Here is a 13,725-nt window from a genome sequence, read left to right as displayed (position 1 = left end):
CTGCAGGTGTTGGCTGCAACACCGATCGGACATTATCGTGCCGAGCGCCGGCCGACGATCGTTCCCCACCGCGCAGCCATTCGGCTTACCACGCGCCGCCGACTGGGCGGAATCTGATCAGGACGGTCGCGGCACCGCCTTACCAGAGGGCGTGCCATCGATCGAACCCACGACATTGTTGGACCACTCTGCATAGGTGGCCTTGCAGTCCGAGCCGCAGCCGCTGGTGCGCCCCCAGTGCGTCGGACCGAAGACATTGTCGCGCAGCCGCAGGCCGGTCCCGTCCTGCGCGTACAGGCCGAAGGCGCCGAGCGAGATGAAGCTGTCACGCACCAGATAATTGCGCAACGTGGAGCCGCCCTGACTCTGCGTGAACAAAACCGCGGTTATCGCCTTCCAATAACCGGGCACCTCTTTCCCGGTGAAGGCGTTGACCCCCGGCTCGAGCCGGCTGTTGCTGATGGTCACCGGCCCGCTGCCCCCATACGGAAAAACGCCTCCGGTGTGCGCCTGGGACGGGTCGGCGAGGTGGGCGATGTAGTTGTCGTGGAGCCAACTCCGCTCGATGGTGACGTTGGCTCCACACAGGCACATGCCGCCAGTGTTCGCCACGTCCACGCCGCTGATGCGGATGGTGCAGGTGGGACAGTCGTTGATCGCGTGATCGGTCAGCGCGGCGTTCTGCTGCCCGCTACCGACCGGCTCCGGCCGGATGGTCGTGTTCCTGATGTTCAGGGTGAGGCGGCCGGCCGAGTTGGCGTTGACCAGGATGGCCCGGTTTGCCGAGCCCGGCGGAGGAGCGATTATCGAGTTCGTGATGTTGACCGTGCCGTGGCAGTCCGTGCCGATGTAGATGAAGGCGCGGAAGTAGATCCGGTCGAGATTGACAGAGCCCTTGCAGTTGTACAGGTCCCATTCTTTGCTGGCCTGGTTGTGCGGCTCATACACCCGGTAGCCGCGCGGCACGGGCAGTTGGGTGTCCGACTGCCGGTAGCGCCCGACGCCCGGTGCGCCGACCGAGAAGCGGGCGGGATAACGGCCACCACCGGTGGGGTCGGCGGCCCGCGCCGCGGCGGAGGCACCTGCGGAGTCCGCCGCATCAGCGGTCGGCACGGGAGTCGCCTGGGCGGTCGTGGTCGGCGCGGGAGCCGCCCCGGCGGCAGCGGTCACCGCGTGGCACTCCTCGGGGGTTGCACAACCGGTCGGGCCGGCCGCGCCACGATCCAGCGCCACTACCGTCACGGCGGCACTGACCACTAAAGTGCCGGCCGCGGCCAGGATCGGCCAACGCTTGAGGCGGCCAAAGGTGCTACGCCATTTTTCGGGCATCGACTCTTGACTTCCTTCCGGGCCCCGGCGGTGCTGCGGCGAACCGAACTACGTAAGTTCCCAGGCCGTCCAGTAGCTGTTCGGGTTGATCACGTAGTCCACCGTCGGCTCGGGAATGTGCTCCACCCGGTGCCGCCGGCTGAACCGGTAGATCAACTCCCAGTCCTCCTTCGGCGCCACCTTGGAACTGCGGCGCAGCCGGCTGAACACCAGGTCGGACGACCGCCGCGCCACGAAGGGGTTGGAATCCAGGAAGCACCTTTCCCAGGCGAGCTTACGGCCGAACGGCACGGAGAGGACGTCGCGTTGCAGCCCGTCCGGCGTCACCCGGCGCATCGCGGTGTAGACCCCGTCCGGCTGCGGCCGCGACGAGTCGTCGCTCTGCAGCCGCGCGAGCGCGGTCTGCAGGTGATGCGGACGCCAGACGTTGTCGTCGTCGAGGAATGCCACGAACCCGGAATCCGTCAGACCCATCCCGATGTTGCGGCTGATCCCCAGCACGTTGATGTTGCGGCGCAGGCTGACCACGTGCAGTCGGGGGTCGGCCGGCAGCTCGGGGATCTGGCCGCCGCCGTCGTCGACGACGACGACGACGTTGTCGGTCACGGTCTGCGCCAGCACCGACTCGACCGCCCGCCGCAATCCGTCCGGCCGCTTGTACGTCAACACGATCGTCGCCACCAGGGCACGAGGCTTGACGCCGCCGGGCAGCGTGGCCAGTAGCCGGGCGATCTCGGACCGTTCGAACCGGTAGAGCCCGACCGCGGTGTGACCGAGCAGTACCTTGTTGCGCAGCTCCTCGAGGGGAAGCCAGCCAAAGGTGGCGCGCAGGCGCCGCTTCACCCAACCCATCTACAAGTCTCCACTCAACTCTGTGCGACCGCCGCCAGCGACTTCTCACCGTCACGGGCCGCCTCGCGACCGGGTTGCGACCGGCCCGCCCAACTGCTCCGCAGCAGAGGCAGGACGAAGGGCAGATACACCGCCAGGGCGGCCAACCCGATGACCGCCAGCGGGAGGAAGCCGCCACCGAGGACGAGGTGCATCCCCCAGGCCAGGGCACCCATCATCACCCCGCCGAGCACCGGCCGGACGCAGGCGCGCAGCATCAGCGCGGGTCGGATGCCCAACCGGGACAGGACCACGACGAAAACCGGCGCGACGAGCAGACCGGCAACCACCACCTGCCCGGCGGCCACGCCCGCGATTCCGAACCGGTGGGCGAACAGCAGGAGCACCGGAGTGAGGCTGAACAGCCACCAGGCCTGCATCACCATCAGGCTCTTGCGCACGCGGGTGGCCAGGCAGTCGTACGCCAGGTCCACGACGACCCGGATCAGTCCGAGCGCCACGAGGAACTGCAGCGACAGCGCCGCCCCGGCCCACTGGTCGCCGTACACGAGCCGGATGATCGGGTCGGCGAGCACCGCCAGCAACACGCAGAACGGCACCGCGGCGGCCAGCACCACGGCCAGCGCCCGGTGGAAGCCGGCCGCGAACGCCTGCGGAGAGTCCGCGAGGCGGGAGAAACCGGCGTACGACACCCGGCGCGCGGTGTCCGACACGATCCGGACCGGCCAGCTCGACATGTTGAAGGCCATCGCGTACAGACCGAGCGCGGCCGGGCCGAGGACCCCGCTGACCACGACGGAGTCAACGTTGACGATGCCGAGGGTGAGCAGGCTGGCGGAGGCCAGGGGAAGCCCGAACCGCAGCAGGTGCACCGCCTGCGCCCGGTCCCAGCCGAATCTCAGCATCTCCGGAGCACAGAGGCCGAACCCGACCAGCGCAACGATGTTGCCCGCGAGCGAGCCCCACGCAAAGGCCATGACGCCCATTCCGGTGGCGGCCAGACCGATCGTGACAGCCGTGTTGACGAGGAAGTTGGCGACATCGACAACGGTGCGCTGGAACTGCTGGAACTCCCGGTTGAGCTTGCCGATCGGTACGCAGGCGATGCCGTCGATGATCACGGTGAGGCAGAGCAACCGCAGCATCGTCGTCGCCTCGGGCGACCCGAGCAGACGTGCCACCGTCGGCGCCGTGACGAAGAGCAGGAGATAGAAGGCGCTGCTGGAGAGGGTCGACAACGTCAAAACGGTCGGCGCGAACCGTTTGATGTCGCCGTCCCACCGCACGAGGGCCAGGCTGACGCCCATCTCGTTCAACGAGAGCAGCATCGCGAGGACCAGCAGCCCGATCGCGTACAGCCCCCACTCGTACGGCCCGAAGAACAGCCGCGCCAGCACGACGCCCGTCGCAAACGTGCCAACTCGGCGCACAACGGTGTTGATCATGCTCCATCGGGCCGCCGCAGCGACCTTCTGGTTCAAATCCGTCACGGAGCCGGATCTCCCCTCTGGAGCTCCTCTGTGCGGGCGATGCCCAGGTACGCGCCCGAGAGACCGAGAAACAGGAAGGTGGTCCCGGCCACCATCGGGAAGCTAAGCGTGTCGAAGGTGAACGTCACTACGAGCATCACAAATCCGACAGCTACGAAGGCCTGCCCGGTCTCCCGGCGGGCCGGATCGGTGAACCGCCGTCGACCGGCGCCGCCGCAGTGCAGCATGGTGACGTAGATGAGGACGATGCTCACCACGCCGACCACGCCCATCTCCAACAGGCCAAGCAGGTACTGGTTGTCGGTGTAGCGGTACATCAGCGGCAGGAATGTGCCGAATCCCCGGCCGGTCCAGGGCCGCTCGGCGATGTAGGCGTTGACGCTCGCGCTCGTCGCGGTGCGGGACTGGGTGCTGTTGTCGCCGCCGTTGAGCATTGCGGTGAAGAGGCCGATGATCGTGACAGCGAGGCCGGGCAACGCCAGTCTGACCACGGCCAGCGACGGCAGCACGACGGCGAACGTCCACCCGACCCGCCGTAGGTTCCAGGTCGGCAGCAGCACGAGCATCACCACGACCAGACCCACGACGGAGGTCCGGGAGACGGTCGTGATGGCGCCCGCGGCGATGAGCATGACCGGCAGCCAGCGCCGCAGCGCCCCCCGCTCCCCGCCGTGGAAGGCCTGCTGGAGGGCGAACGGCAGCGCCAGAGCCATGACGGTGGCGAGTTCGAGGGTGTTCGCGGCGGTCGCGGTGGGCCGGACGAAGGCACCCCTGACGACCAGTTCCTGGGCGCCGCTCGACATCCCCGGGATCTGGATCCAGGCGGTCAGGCTCGCCCCCAGCACGAACTCGCCCACGGCGACGACCGCGATGACGGTGCAGCACCGCACGAAGACCCGCAACAGCCGGTCGAGGTGATCGTAGTTCCGGATCGACGTGGCCAGGAGCACGATGGACGCCCACACCAGGAGCTGTATCAGTCCCCGATCGGCTGCGCTCACCTCCAGCGGCTCCGCGTCCCGTCGAGCGGCGGCGATGTAGCTGAGCAACACGGCCACCGCGACCCCGAAGAGAGCGAGACGGGGCGCCCGGGTGAACGGCGCCGGCCGGATCCGCCTCATCAGCCAGCTGGCAAGGAACCAGACCAGGCCGACGAGGATGAACATGTTCGCCACGGTCCCGGTCGCCCCGATGCCAGGGAACACCAACCGGGACGGAACGAGCATCAACAGCAGGACGTAGAAGGTGAGCAGCGACTGTGGCCCCAAGCTGGCAATACGCTGCTGTGACAGATAGACGCGGCTGGCTCGCTGGGGCGCAGGGTGGTGCCTAGCTTCCGTTAAGCCGGTCGACACTCTGGCCTCTAGGGTGGGACCTTTCGGAAGATTGGTACGTGGTCGACGCTGCGCCCGGTGCCGCGCCGATCGTCCGCGCTGCGCCCTCCGGCCTCGGGGCCGGGCCGGACCCCGGTCGCAGGTTGAGGATTATCGTCTCCTCGGATCCGCCAGGGTCGCCGCGCTGCTCGACGCCGATGTTGGCCCCAGCGGGCCTCTCCGGGGCGGACCCCGGCCGCAGGTTGATGATTATCGTCTCCTCGGATCCGCCAGGGTCGCCGCGCTGCTCGACGCCAACGTTGACCCCAGCGGGCCTGTCCGGGGCGGCACGCTCGTTCCGCACGAGGTTCGGCGGCTGCTGCAGGGGCCGTGCCGGTGACGGGCGGCCCGGCACGCTCGCGGAGCCCCCGGCGACAACTGCGGAGGGCGTGGTGGCGGCGGTCTCCAGCTCCTGACGTCGCCGGCGGGACCGCGCCACGCTCTCCACCACGAACGTCAGCAGCAGGGCGAGCGCGGTGGTGCCGCCGCCGGCCGCGATCACCATCTTGAGTTTGTCCTTGAGCTGCGGTTCCGGCTTCTGCGGCGGGATGATCTCCGTCATTCGGATCATGTCCTGCGGCTTCACCCCGTTATCCGCCTGGATCTTCGTCAGCTTGGTCTCGGCGTACCGCGCGATGGTCGCGGTCGAGGCGAGGACGTGAGCCTGGTCCGTGCCCGTGACGGTGAAGGTCAGGAATGGTCCCTGCGCCCCCTCGGCCAGCGCGACCTCGAAGTCCTCGGTGACCCCCATCGTGAGCAGCTCCGCTTGAGCGTCGTTGGACTGGACGCTGCGACCGAGGAAGTCGGCGGTGGCGACGAGGGAACCGTTGAAGTTGAGGAACGGGTTGTCGTTGTTCTCGCCCTGGGTGGCGGCGGCGGTCGCGGCCGGCGAGTTGAGCAGGCTGACGGTGGTGGTCGACTGGTACGAGGTCGGCACCATCACGAAGGTACCCACGCCGAGCCCCACCGCCAGGAGCATCATCGGCAGGAGGATGTACCAGCGGGTGCGAACCACCGAGAGAATCTCGCCTAGGTCCACGACGCCCCTCCAGCTCTTTCTAGGACGTCAGTCGTCGCTAACCAAATGAGCTATCCACGACACCGCGGACGATCGGCGTCAGGGTCTAAGCCAAGCTATACAGACCGGGCGCACGACGGCTACCGCCGATCCGGTCGAGTTCTCTGCTGCATTCGTCCATACCGCGTGGCATCCTCCACGCCTGAGGTACCGCGCAGCATGAGCGGCGCCGAGTTGCTGCCGACCAGAAAGGACCCGAAGGCATGTTTTTGCCCGATCTTTTCGCGACGCTGCGCCGACGCTGGTATCTCGTCGTGGCGGGCATGGTGGTGACCGCGGTGGCCGGCCTGGCTGCCACGCAGGTACCCCCTCGCTACTACGCCTCCGAGGTCGTCGTCATGCAGCCGCCGGTGTCGCCGTACGCGCCCAATCCGATGACGGGACTCTACCCATCGATGGCGATCACCGGAGCGGCCGTGGCGAAGCGGCTGAGCACGCCCGACGCGAAGGCACGGTTCCGGGCGGCGGGTGTGACCGGATCCTACGATTTCCAGCCCCGCAACACCGGCACCAACCAGGAGCCCCGGTACGTGATCGGCTCGATGACCGTGGAGACCGTCGCCTCCGACGAGGACAGCGGACTGCGGTCGCTGGCCATCCTCACCGGTGCCTTCGAGCAGGAACTCGAGAGCTTGCAGGACCGGTGGAAGGTGGCTCGGCAACTGCGCATCACCACTGCCGTCCTCGTCCCGCCGAGCGCGACGTTGCAGCCGCACTCACCGTCACGCGCCCTGGTCGGCGCCGGGCTGCTCGGCACCATCACGACCGTCGCGGTGACGCTGTGGACCGATGAGGTTCTCCGACGCCGCGGGGAGCGCCGGCAGCGTCGAGCCCCAGCCCTCGCGGTCCGGTAGTAGCCACCCTTCCCGGACCCGCGTGCGCAATGTCTCGACAGCTCGGTTGTAAAAAACCCGACATGCCGGACGACCCAACGGTTGATTGTTTCACCCTCCGTCGCGGGGGAGGGTACGCAGGGAATCAGCTCGCGACGTGAACCGAGGTGACCCCGAACGTGAAGAATTCCCGGCCTCAGATCACCATCCTTGTGGCCAACCTTCCCGCCGAGCGTGATCGTCGCGTTATCAGGGAATGCCTGAGCCTGGAGGCGAACGGCTTTGACGTCACCGTCATCGCACCGCGCGGTGACAAGGCCCTGCGCGTTCTGCCGGGCAGTCGAGGCACTCGGCTACGGCCGTACCCGATCTTTGTGTACGGTCACGGGCTGATCTCGTACGCCGTCGAGTTCGCCTGGTCCTTTCTGTGCATCGCCGTGCGGCTGCTGGGCGAGGTGCTCAGTGGACGCGCCCACGCCGTTCAGGTGTGCAACCCACCCGACGTCTACTGGCCGTTGGCGCTCCTGCTGCGGGCACTGGGCCGCCCGTGGGTCTTTGACCACCACGACCTCTGCCCCGAGGTCTACGCGTCCCGGGTCGGCACTCCGAACAAGTGGGCTTTCCGGGTCCTCACCGCCTTCGAGTGGCTGACCTTGCGCACGGCCACCGAGGTCGTGGCGACCAACGAGTCGTTCAAGGACAACGCCGTACGCCGCGGCGTTACGCCGGAACGGGTGACGGTGGTCCGCAACGGTCCGACCCGGGGGGAGATAGCCGAGCCCGGCGGTGCGCCCGACCAGCCGAATTCCGGAGGGGCCGATCACCGGGTGGTGTACCTCGGCGTCTTCGGTCCGCAGGACAACGTGGAGGGAGCCGTGCTGGCCGCCGAGGAGTTGATCCGTCGGCGCGGGCGTACCGGGTGGCGCATGGTGCTCGCCGGCGACGGTGAGAGCATGCCGGCCCTGACCAGGCTCGCTGTGGACCGCGGGCTGACGGACGTCGTGGAGTTCACCGGGTGGCTCGATGGTGCGGCCGTCGACGAACTGCTTCGTGCCGCCACGGTCGCCATCCAGCCCGACCTGCCGACCCGAATGAACCACCTGTCCACCATGGCCAAGACTGTCGAGTATCTCGGCCGGGGTGTGCCGGTCGTCGCTGTGGACCTCCTTGAGACGCGACGCAGCGTCGGCGAGGCCGGCGCCTACATCCCCACCGGCGCGCCGGAGGAATTCGCCGCGGTCATCGACGAACTGCTGGACGATCCCGCCCGGCGGGCGCAGATGCGGACTGTCGGGCTTGCCCGCTTCCGGGAGAGCCTCGCCTGGGAACACCAGGCCGACGCCTACGTCGCGGTGTGGCACCGGCTCCTCGCCAAACGACTGCCCGACGGCGTTTCCGCGCCGGCCTCCCCCACCGGTGAGACGGCCGACGTGGCCAGCCCTCGAGAGGGCGGCGACGCGCTGGTTCAGCGCCCCCCGTCGGCGGAGACCGAGGTCCGGGCGACGGCGCGGTGACCAGCATCATTATCGCCGCCCACAACGAGGGCGCCGTCATCGGCCGCTGCCTCGACGCCCTGCTGGCCGACGCCGCACCTGGCGAGTTCGATGTCACTGTCGTCGCCAACGGCTGCACCGACCGGACCGCGGCCATCGCCGCCGCGCGGCCGGGGGTGCGGGTCATTGAACTCGCCGAGGCAGGCAAGCCGGCCGCCCTCAACACGGGAGACGAGGCTGCGCAGGGATTCCCACGGATCTATCTCGACGCCGACGTCGTGCTCTCCACCCAGGGGGTACGGGCGACCTGCGCGGCGCTTGACGGACCACACCTGGCCGCAACGGTCCACCGGGAACTCGACCTGGCCGGCCGGCCAGTGCTGGTGCGCGCCTATTTTGGCATCCACCGCCACCTACCGGTCTTTCGCGACGGCCTCTTCGGGCGCGGCGTGATCGGACTTTCCGAAGCCGGGCGAGGCCGGTTTGATCGGTTCCCGGCGCTCGTGGCCGACGACCTCTTCCTCGATTCATTGTTCGGGGCGGCCGAGAAGTGGCAGGTCGAATCGGTGAGTTCGCGGGTGGCGACCCCGCGGCGCACCCGGGACCTGGTGCGCCGGCTGAGCCGGGTCCGGGGGGGCAACGCGGCCATGCGTGCCGCTGCCGACCGGGGCCAGGTCGGCGCGACCGTCCGCCGCGCGGCCCGCCTCTCCTGGCTCCGCGACGTCGTCCTTCCCCGGCCCTGGCTCGCCCCGGCTGCGCTCTGCTATGTGGCGATCACGGTCCTCGCAGCGCTGTCCGCCCGGGGCGACCGCAACGGCGCCGCCGGTTGGGCGCGCGACGACTCATCCCGACAGGAAGACCCGCATGCCCGAGTCGAACGGTAAGCCCGTGGAAGCCGGTAACACCATCAATATCTGTTTCCACGGCATCGGCGAGCCGCGCCGGGAACTCGAGCCCGGCGAGGAGCGCTACTGGATCCAACGGGACCAGTTCCACGCCATGCTGGACGAGCTGGCCGCCTGGCCGTCGGTACGGGTCAGCTTCGACGACGGCAACCTCTCCGACGTGCGGATCGGTCTGCCCGGCCTCACCGCACGCGGCCTGTCCGCCGAGTTCTTCGTCCTGGCGGGGCGGCTCGGGACGGCCGGCAGCCTCGACGAGGACGACGTACGGGAGCTGCAGGGTCACGGCATGACGATCGGTACGCACGGGATGCACCACCGCTCATGGCGCGGGATGGACAAACAGACGACGTACGAGGAGTTCGTGGCGGCCCGCGACCGCCTCGTCGAGGTGATCCAGCAGGACATCGCGACGGCCGCCTGCCCGCTCGGGCAGTACGACCGGCGGGCGCTGGGCGAGCTTCGGCGGCTCGGCTACTCCGCGGTCTTCACCAGTGATCGCCGGCCGGCCAGGCGGGAGGCGTGGCTGCAGCCGAGGTTCAGCGTCCGCCGCGACGACACGCCCGCCTCGCTGCGGGAAACCGTACGGGCCAGCCATGGCTGGCCCGTACGGATCCGCACGGAGGTCGTGGGCTTGGCGAAGCGCTGGAGATAGCAGGCGTCACCCGGCTGAGTGCACCGTCGCGGGTCCCGGCACCTCACGTATCTTCGCGGGCCTCAGCAGGTCGCGCACGGCTGCCTTGCTGGTCTGCCTGCCGAGGAGGGCGCGGCTGACCTCACGACCCAGGAGCACGAGCCAGTAGACGGCGGTGGTCGCCAGGCCGTGTCTGCGGCGATAGAGGCGCACGCGATTCAGGGTGAGCAGCGCCCACAGCTTCGGTGAGTGCCGGGAGTCACCCTCCAGGTGGACGGCACGGGCGTCGGGCACGAAGCGCGTGACAAAGCCCGCATCTCGAGCCCGCAGGGCGAAGTCGGTCTCCTCCGAGTACAGGAAGAAGGATTCGTCCCACGGTCCACACCGCTGCCAGCACTCTCGGCTGATCAGAACCGTGGAACCCTCGGCCCAGTCGGTGACCGTCTCGTGGGCATACCTGCGTTCGTCGGTCACCACCTCGCCGAGGATGGCGTAACGGCCGGCTTTCCGCGCACCGAGAACGGCGTCCCCGAGGGCGCGGAGGATGGTGGGCTCGCGCCGCTGCGTCGGAATGAGTGCGCCCGCACCATCCACGATGTGCGGCACGGCGATGCCCGTGCCGCTGGTACCGACGACGGCCGTCAGTGTCTCGACGCAGCCCGGCTTGAGCCGGACGTCGGGGTTGAGCACGAGGATCGCGGTGTGCGGCGGCGCGGCGGCTACCGCCGCGTTGATTCCGGCGGCGTAGCCCGCGTTACGCCCCATCTCGACCACGGTCGCTTCGGGGGCCAGGCGGCGTAGGGTGGCAACGGTGCCGTCGGCGGACGCGTTGTCGGCGACCGTCAAGTGCCAGGACAGCCCGGCCAGGCCCGGCCCCAGTGCGGTGAGGAGATCCGGCAGCAGCTCCTCGCTGTTGTACGTGACCACAACGACGGCGACCGTCACCTCGGAAATGCTCATCAGATGCTCCCAGCCGTGAAATGCCGCCTGTCACCGCTCGTGCCGTCGTGCGCGTAGACCGCGAAGGAGTCGGCCTGTCCGGCCGGCGCGGAGTCGATCACCGACGGCGCCTGTCCGCACGGAGCGCGCCAGCGCGGATTGTGCCCGCCGGGCGCTCGCCACCGCCGGCGACCGCCCGACGCACCCCTCGGCCACCGGCAACTCGTCATTCGTCAGCCGGTTCTTGTACAGCGCCTCGGACTTGCCAAGATCGATGTGCTCGATGCCATCGGCCGCGCCGGCTTCCGCCATACGCAGGCAGAGCAGAATGCCGGCCGAGTGCCGCGCGAGGTCCACGTCGTACGACGGGAACCAGTAGGCGAGTACCGACCGGCTCCGCAGGCCCAGGTGGGCAGCCACGGGCTGGTCTCCCGCGTAGATCGTGGAGACCACGGCGCGGCAGTCGGCCGCGGACGAGTCGCGCAACTCCTCCAGCACCGCCTGGATCCACGGCGTCCGAAACCGGTCGTACTGCTGCGTCCGGCGATACTGGGCCGACTTCCAGCGCCGGAGCGCGAGCATCGCGCCCTCAGTACGGTCCTCCCACTCGAACCGCTCCTCCCCGAGTTCGCGCACCATGCGGCGCTGCTTGCGTAGCGCCTGCCGGATCAGGTTCCCGTCGCTCATCTGGTCGTCGACGTAGCTCTGGTAGCCCTTGGACAGCTCGATGATGGGAGATTTAGCCACGTAGGAGTGGTACGGCGCGAAGGGAGACTGGTCAGCCATCAGATGATCAAACTCCCATACGGCAAGACCGCATTCCTTCAACAGCCGGATCGGATCCCAGTCCAGGCCGGGACGGTGCACCAGGCCCTGAGAGTCGGATATGCCGAAGCCGATCGGCACTCCGATGACACGATGCCTCACCTCATACGGGAAGAAGCCGACAATCTCCGGGCCGTCCTCCAGCACCGCCACCCGGGCGGTGGGGCGGCTACGACCCACCGCGAGGGTGAATTCGGGGGCGAGGAAGGGATTGTGAAGCCTCGGCTGTGACTCCTGCATCTGCCGCCACTCGGCGACCTCGGCCGGGCCGAGCTCACTCGGACGGACAACGGAGATCTGCATCAGTCGACTCTCCACCGGGGATAGCGCCATTCGCCGCGTTCATCCTGCCTTCTTCAGAGGCGAAGCTGAACCGCGGTCGGTGTCGGCTAGCCGTCTCGATTTCTGGACCTATGGCGGGTCCATGGCACTGTTCGGATGACAGGGCACAGCCGCCAGTACGCGCCGGAGCCCGGTCAGACCCGGCTTGACCACCAGGCGCCGGCGCAGGTCCGACGGACAATCGGCAACCTCACGGGGCGGCGGCGGCCGAGGTCCGACCAGCGACAGGTCGCCCTTGAGCACATTGACAATGCTGCGGGAGCTTCGCATCCGCCTCACGGACGGCCAAGGGCCCGGTACTCCCAGCCCGCCGCACGCCAATGCGCCGGGTCCAGGGCGTGCCGGCCGTCAACGATACGCCGCCGCGCCACCACGGTACGCAACGCCGCCGGATCGATCTCCCGGAATTGCGACCACTCGGTCAGCAGCACCACGACGTCCGCACCCGTCGCCACATCGAAGGTGCTCTGACCGTATTCGAGTGCAGGATACGCCCGGCGGGCATTGTCCAGGGCAACCGGATCGAAGACTCGCACCCGTGCCCCCAACTGGTGCAGGCTGCTCGCGACATCGAGAGCGGGCGCGTCCCGGATGTCGTCGGAGTCTGGCTTGAACGCAGCACCGAGCGCCGCCACTCGGACCCCGCGAAGGTCACCGCCAGCGAGTTCGCGTACCAGATCCACCGTGCGCGCGCGGCGGCGCTGGTTGATCCCGTCAACTTCCCGGAGGAACGCCACCGCCTGGCCCACACCCAGTTCTTCGGCGCGGTGCATGAATGCGCGGATGTCCTTGGGCAGGCAGCCGCCGCCGAAACCCAGTCCGGGCCGAAGGAAGCGGCTGCCTATCCGCTCGTCGAGGCCGAGCGCCAAGGCCAGGTCATGGACGTCCGCTCCGATCGCCTCACAGACCTCGGCCATGGCGTTGATGTACGAGATCTTCGTGGCGAGGAACGAGTTGGCCGCCACCTTCACCAGCTCGGCGGTCTGCGGATCCGTCACCATCACCGGGCTGCCCTGGCCGATCACGGGCGCGAACACCTCGCGCAACCGCTGCTCAGCCCACGGCGACGAGACGCCGAACACCAGCCGATCCGGGCGCATGGTGTCGTCGATGGCGAAACCCTCGCGGAGGAACTCCGGATTCCAGGCCAACTCCACGCTGCCGCCGGCCGGCGCCACCGTCCTGATCAGTTCGGCAAGACGGGCCGCGGTACCCACCGGCACCGTTGACTTGCCCACGACCAGCGCCCGCCGCCGAAGGTGCCCGGCCAGTTCGGTCACTGCGGCGTCAACATAGCTGACGTCAGCCGCAAACGACCCGGCCCGTTGCGGCGTTCCCACGCAGACAAAGTGGATGTCGCCGAAATCTGCCACCTCCTGGAACGAGGTTGTGAAGCGTAACCGCCCCGAGTCCAACGCCTTGATGAGCAGCTCGGGCAGCCCGGGCTCGAAGAACGGCACCTCGCCCGAGGTCAGGCGCGAGATCTTGTCTGCGTCGACATCGACGCCGAGAACCTGGTAGCCCAGGGCCGCCATGCAGACCGCGTGAGTGGCCCCCAGGTAGCCGGTGCCAATGACGGTGATCTTGGGGGCGGTGGCCGCAACGAGTTCGACTGACCCAGTGCCCATGACTTCC

General features: G+C 68.6%; 13 protein-coding genes. 4 read left to right on the top strand and 9 right to left on the bottom strand.

Annotation, left to right across the window (positions count from 1 at the left end):
* Positions 1 to 117: 117 nt before the first annotated feature.
* The 5 genes from GA0070613_RS22100 to GA0070613_RS22080 all read right to left on the bottom strand — a co-directional run bounded on the left by GA0070613_RS22100 (position 118) and on the right by GA0070613_RS22080 (position 6,026).
* Positions 118 to 1,329, bottom strand: coding sequence for a hypothetical protein (locus tag GA0070613_RS22100; protein WP_157746437.1), 1,212 nt, complete (start codon positions 1,327 to 1,329; stop codon positions 118 to 120).
* Positions 1,330 to 1,377: 48 nt separating this feature from the next.
* Positions 1,378 to 2,181, bottom strand: coding sequence for a glycosyltransferase family 2 protein (locus GA0070613_RS22095; RefSeq protein WP_089014041.1), 804 nt, complete (start codon positions 2,179 to 2,181; stop codon positions 1,378 to 1,380).
* 14 nt (positions 2,182 to 2,195) lie between these two features.
* A complete protein-coding gene (locus GA0070613_RS22090) occupies positions 2,196 to 3,671 on the bottom strand; it encodes an oligosaccharide flippase family protein (RefSeq protein ID WP_089014040.1) in 1,476 nt (491 codons plus the stop codon).
* Entirely contained in the window at positions 3,668 to 4,939 is a 1,272-nt protein-coding gene (locus GA0070613_RS22085) for an O-antigen ligase family protein (RefSeq protein WP_089014039.1), read from the bottom strand. Before GA0070613_RS22085 ends, GA0070613_RS22090 begins: the two co-directional genes overlap by 4 nt.
* Before the next feature lie 61 nt (positions 4,940 to 5,000).
* Positions 5,001 to 6,026 carry a YveK family protein gene (locus GA0070613_RS22080; RefSeq protein ID WP_157746436.1) on the bottom strand — a complete coding sequence of 342 codons (1,026 nt, stop codon included), beginning with the start codon at positions 6,024 to 6,026 and terminating at the stop codon, positions 5,001 to 5,003.
* A 299-nt stretch (positions 6,027 to 6,325) separates the two neighbouring features.
* On the opposite strand from GA0070613_RS22080, the gene GA0070613_RS22075 reads away from it, so the two are divergent.
* The 4 genes from GA0070613_RS22075 to GA0070613_RS22060 all read left to right on the top strand — a co-directional run bounded on the left by GA0070613_RS22075 (position 6,326) and on the right by GA0070613_RS22060 (position 10,005).
* On the top strand, positions 6,326 to 6,976 hold the full coding sequence (locus GA0070613_RS22075) for a hypothetical protein (protein ID WP_157746435.1): 651 nt from the start codon (positions 6,326 to 6,328) through the stop codon (positions 6,974 to 6,976).
* Between the two features lie 146 nt (positions 6,977 to 7,122).
* The gene (locus tag GA0070613_RS22070; RefSeq protein ID WP_331716697.1) at positions 7,123 to 8,469 is read left to right on the top strand and encodes a glycosyltransferase family 4 protein; all 1,347 of its coding nucleotides are present in this window, start codon (positions 7,123 to 7,125) and stop codon (positions 8,467 to 8,469) included.
* Positions 8,466 to 9,332 (top strand): glycosyltransferase, encoded by an 867-nt coding sequence (locus tag GA0070613_RS22065; protein WP_089014036.1) that lies wholly within the window; start codon positions 8,466 to 8,468, stop codon positions 9,330 to 9,332. The genes GA0070613_RS22070 and GA0070613_RS22065 overlap by 4 nt, the downstream gene beginning before the upstream one ends.
* A 4-nt stretch (positions 9,333 to 9,336) precedes the next feature.
* On the top strand, positions 9,337 to 10,005 hold the full coding sequence (locus GA0070613_RS22060; RefSeq protein WP_231929360.1) for a polysaccharide deacetylase family protein: 669 nt from the start codon (positions 9,337 to 9,339) through the stop codon (positions 10,003 to 10,005).
* A gap of 6 nt (positions 10,006 to 10,011) precedes the next feature.
* On the opposite strand, the gene GA0070613_RS22055 is transcribed toward GA0070613_RS22060, so the two are convergent.
* The 4 genes from GA0070613_RS22055 to GA0070613_RS22040 all read right to left on the bottom strand — a co-directional run bounded on the left by GA0070613_RS22055 (position 10,012) and on the right by GA0070613_RS22040 (position 13,718).
* Entirely contained in the window at positions 10,012 to 10,944 is a 933-nt protein-coding gene (locus GA0070613_RS22055) for a glycosyltransferase (protein WP_172875869.1), read from the bottom strand.
* A 30-nt stretch (positions 10,945 to 10,974) separates the two neighbouring features.
* Positions 10,975 to 12,051 carry a GNAT family N-acetyltransferase gene (locus GA0070613_RS22050; RefSeq protein ID WP_157746434.1) on the bottom strand — a complete coding sequence of 359 codons (1,077 nt, stop codon included), beginning with the start codon at positions 12,049 to 12,051 and terminating at the stop codon, positions 10,975 to 10,977.
* 108 nt (positions 12,052 to 12,159) lie between these two features.
* Positions 12,160 to 12,360 (bottom strand): sugar transferase, encoded by a 201-nt coding sequence (locus GA0070613_RS22045; protein ID WP_089014032.1) that lies wholly within the window; start codon positions 12,358 to 12,360, stop codon positions 12,160 to 12,162.
* Between the two features lie 5 nt (positions 12,361 to 12,365).
* Entirely contained in the window at positions 12,366 to 13,718 is a 1,353-nt protein-coding gene (locus GA0070613_RS22040) for a UDP-glucose dehydrogenase family protein (protein ID WP_089014031.1), read from the bottom strand.
* Positions 13,719 to 13,725 lie beyond the last annotated feature (7 nt).

It is taken from the genome of Micromonospora inositola, assembly GCF_900090285.1.
GTDB lineage: Bacteria > Actinomycetota > Actinomycetes > Mycobacteriales > Micromonosporaceae > Micromonospora > Micromonospora inositola.
The sequence above is the reverse complement of the archived record's forward strand: the minus strand, read 5'-3'. Positions and strand labels throughout refer to the sequence as shown.

Coding starts and splice junctions, on each gene's coding strand:
- GA0070613_RS22100 (WP_157746437.1), bottom strand. CDS start 1,329: ATGCCCGAAAAATGGCGTAGCACCTTTGGCCGCCTCAAGCGTTGGCCG.
- GA0070613_RS22095 (WP_089014041.1), bottom strand. CDS start 2,181: ATGGGTTGGGTGAAGCGGCGCCTGCGCGCCACCTTTGGCTGGCTTCCC.
- GA0070613_RS22080 (WP_157746436.1), bottom strand. CDS start 6,026: ATGATGCTCCTGGCGGTGGGGCTCGGCGTGGGTACCTTCGTGATGGTG.
- GA0070613_RS22075 (WP_157746435.1), top strand. CDS start 6,326: ATGTTTTTGCCCGATCTTTTCGCGACGCTGCGCCGACGCTGGTATCTC.
- GA0070613_RS22055 (WP_172875869.1), bottom strand. CDS start 10,944: ATGAGCATTTCCGAGGTGACGGTCGCCGTCGTTGTGGTCACGTACAAC.
- GA0070613_RS22050 (WP_157746434.1), bottom strand. CDS start 12,051: ATGCAGATCTCCGTTGTCCGTCCGAGTGAGCTCGGCCCGGCCGAGGTC.
- GA0070613_RS22045 (WP_089014032.1), bottom strand. CDS start 12,360: ATGCGAAGCTCCCGCAGCATTGTCAATGTGCTCAAGGGCGACCTGTCG.
- GA0070613_RS22040 (WP_089014031.1), bottom strand. CDS start 13,718: ATGGGCACTGGGTCAGTCGAACTCGTTGCGGCCACCGCCCCCAAGATC.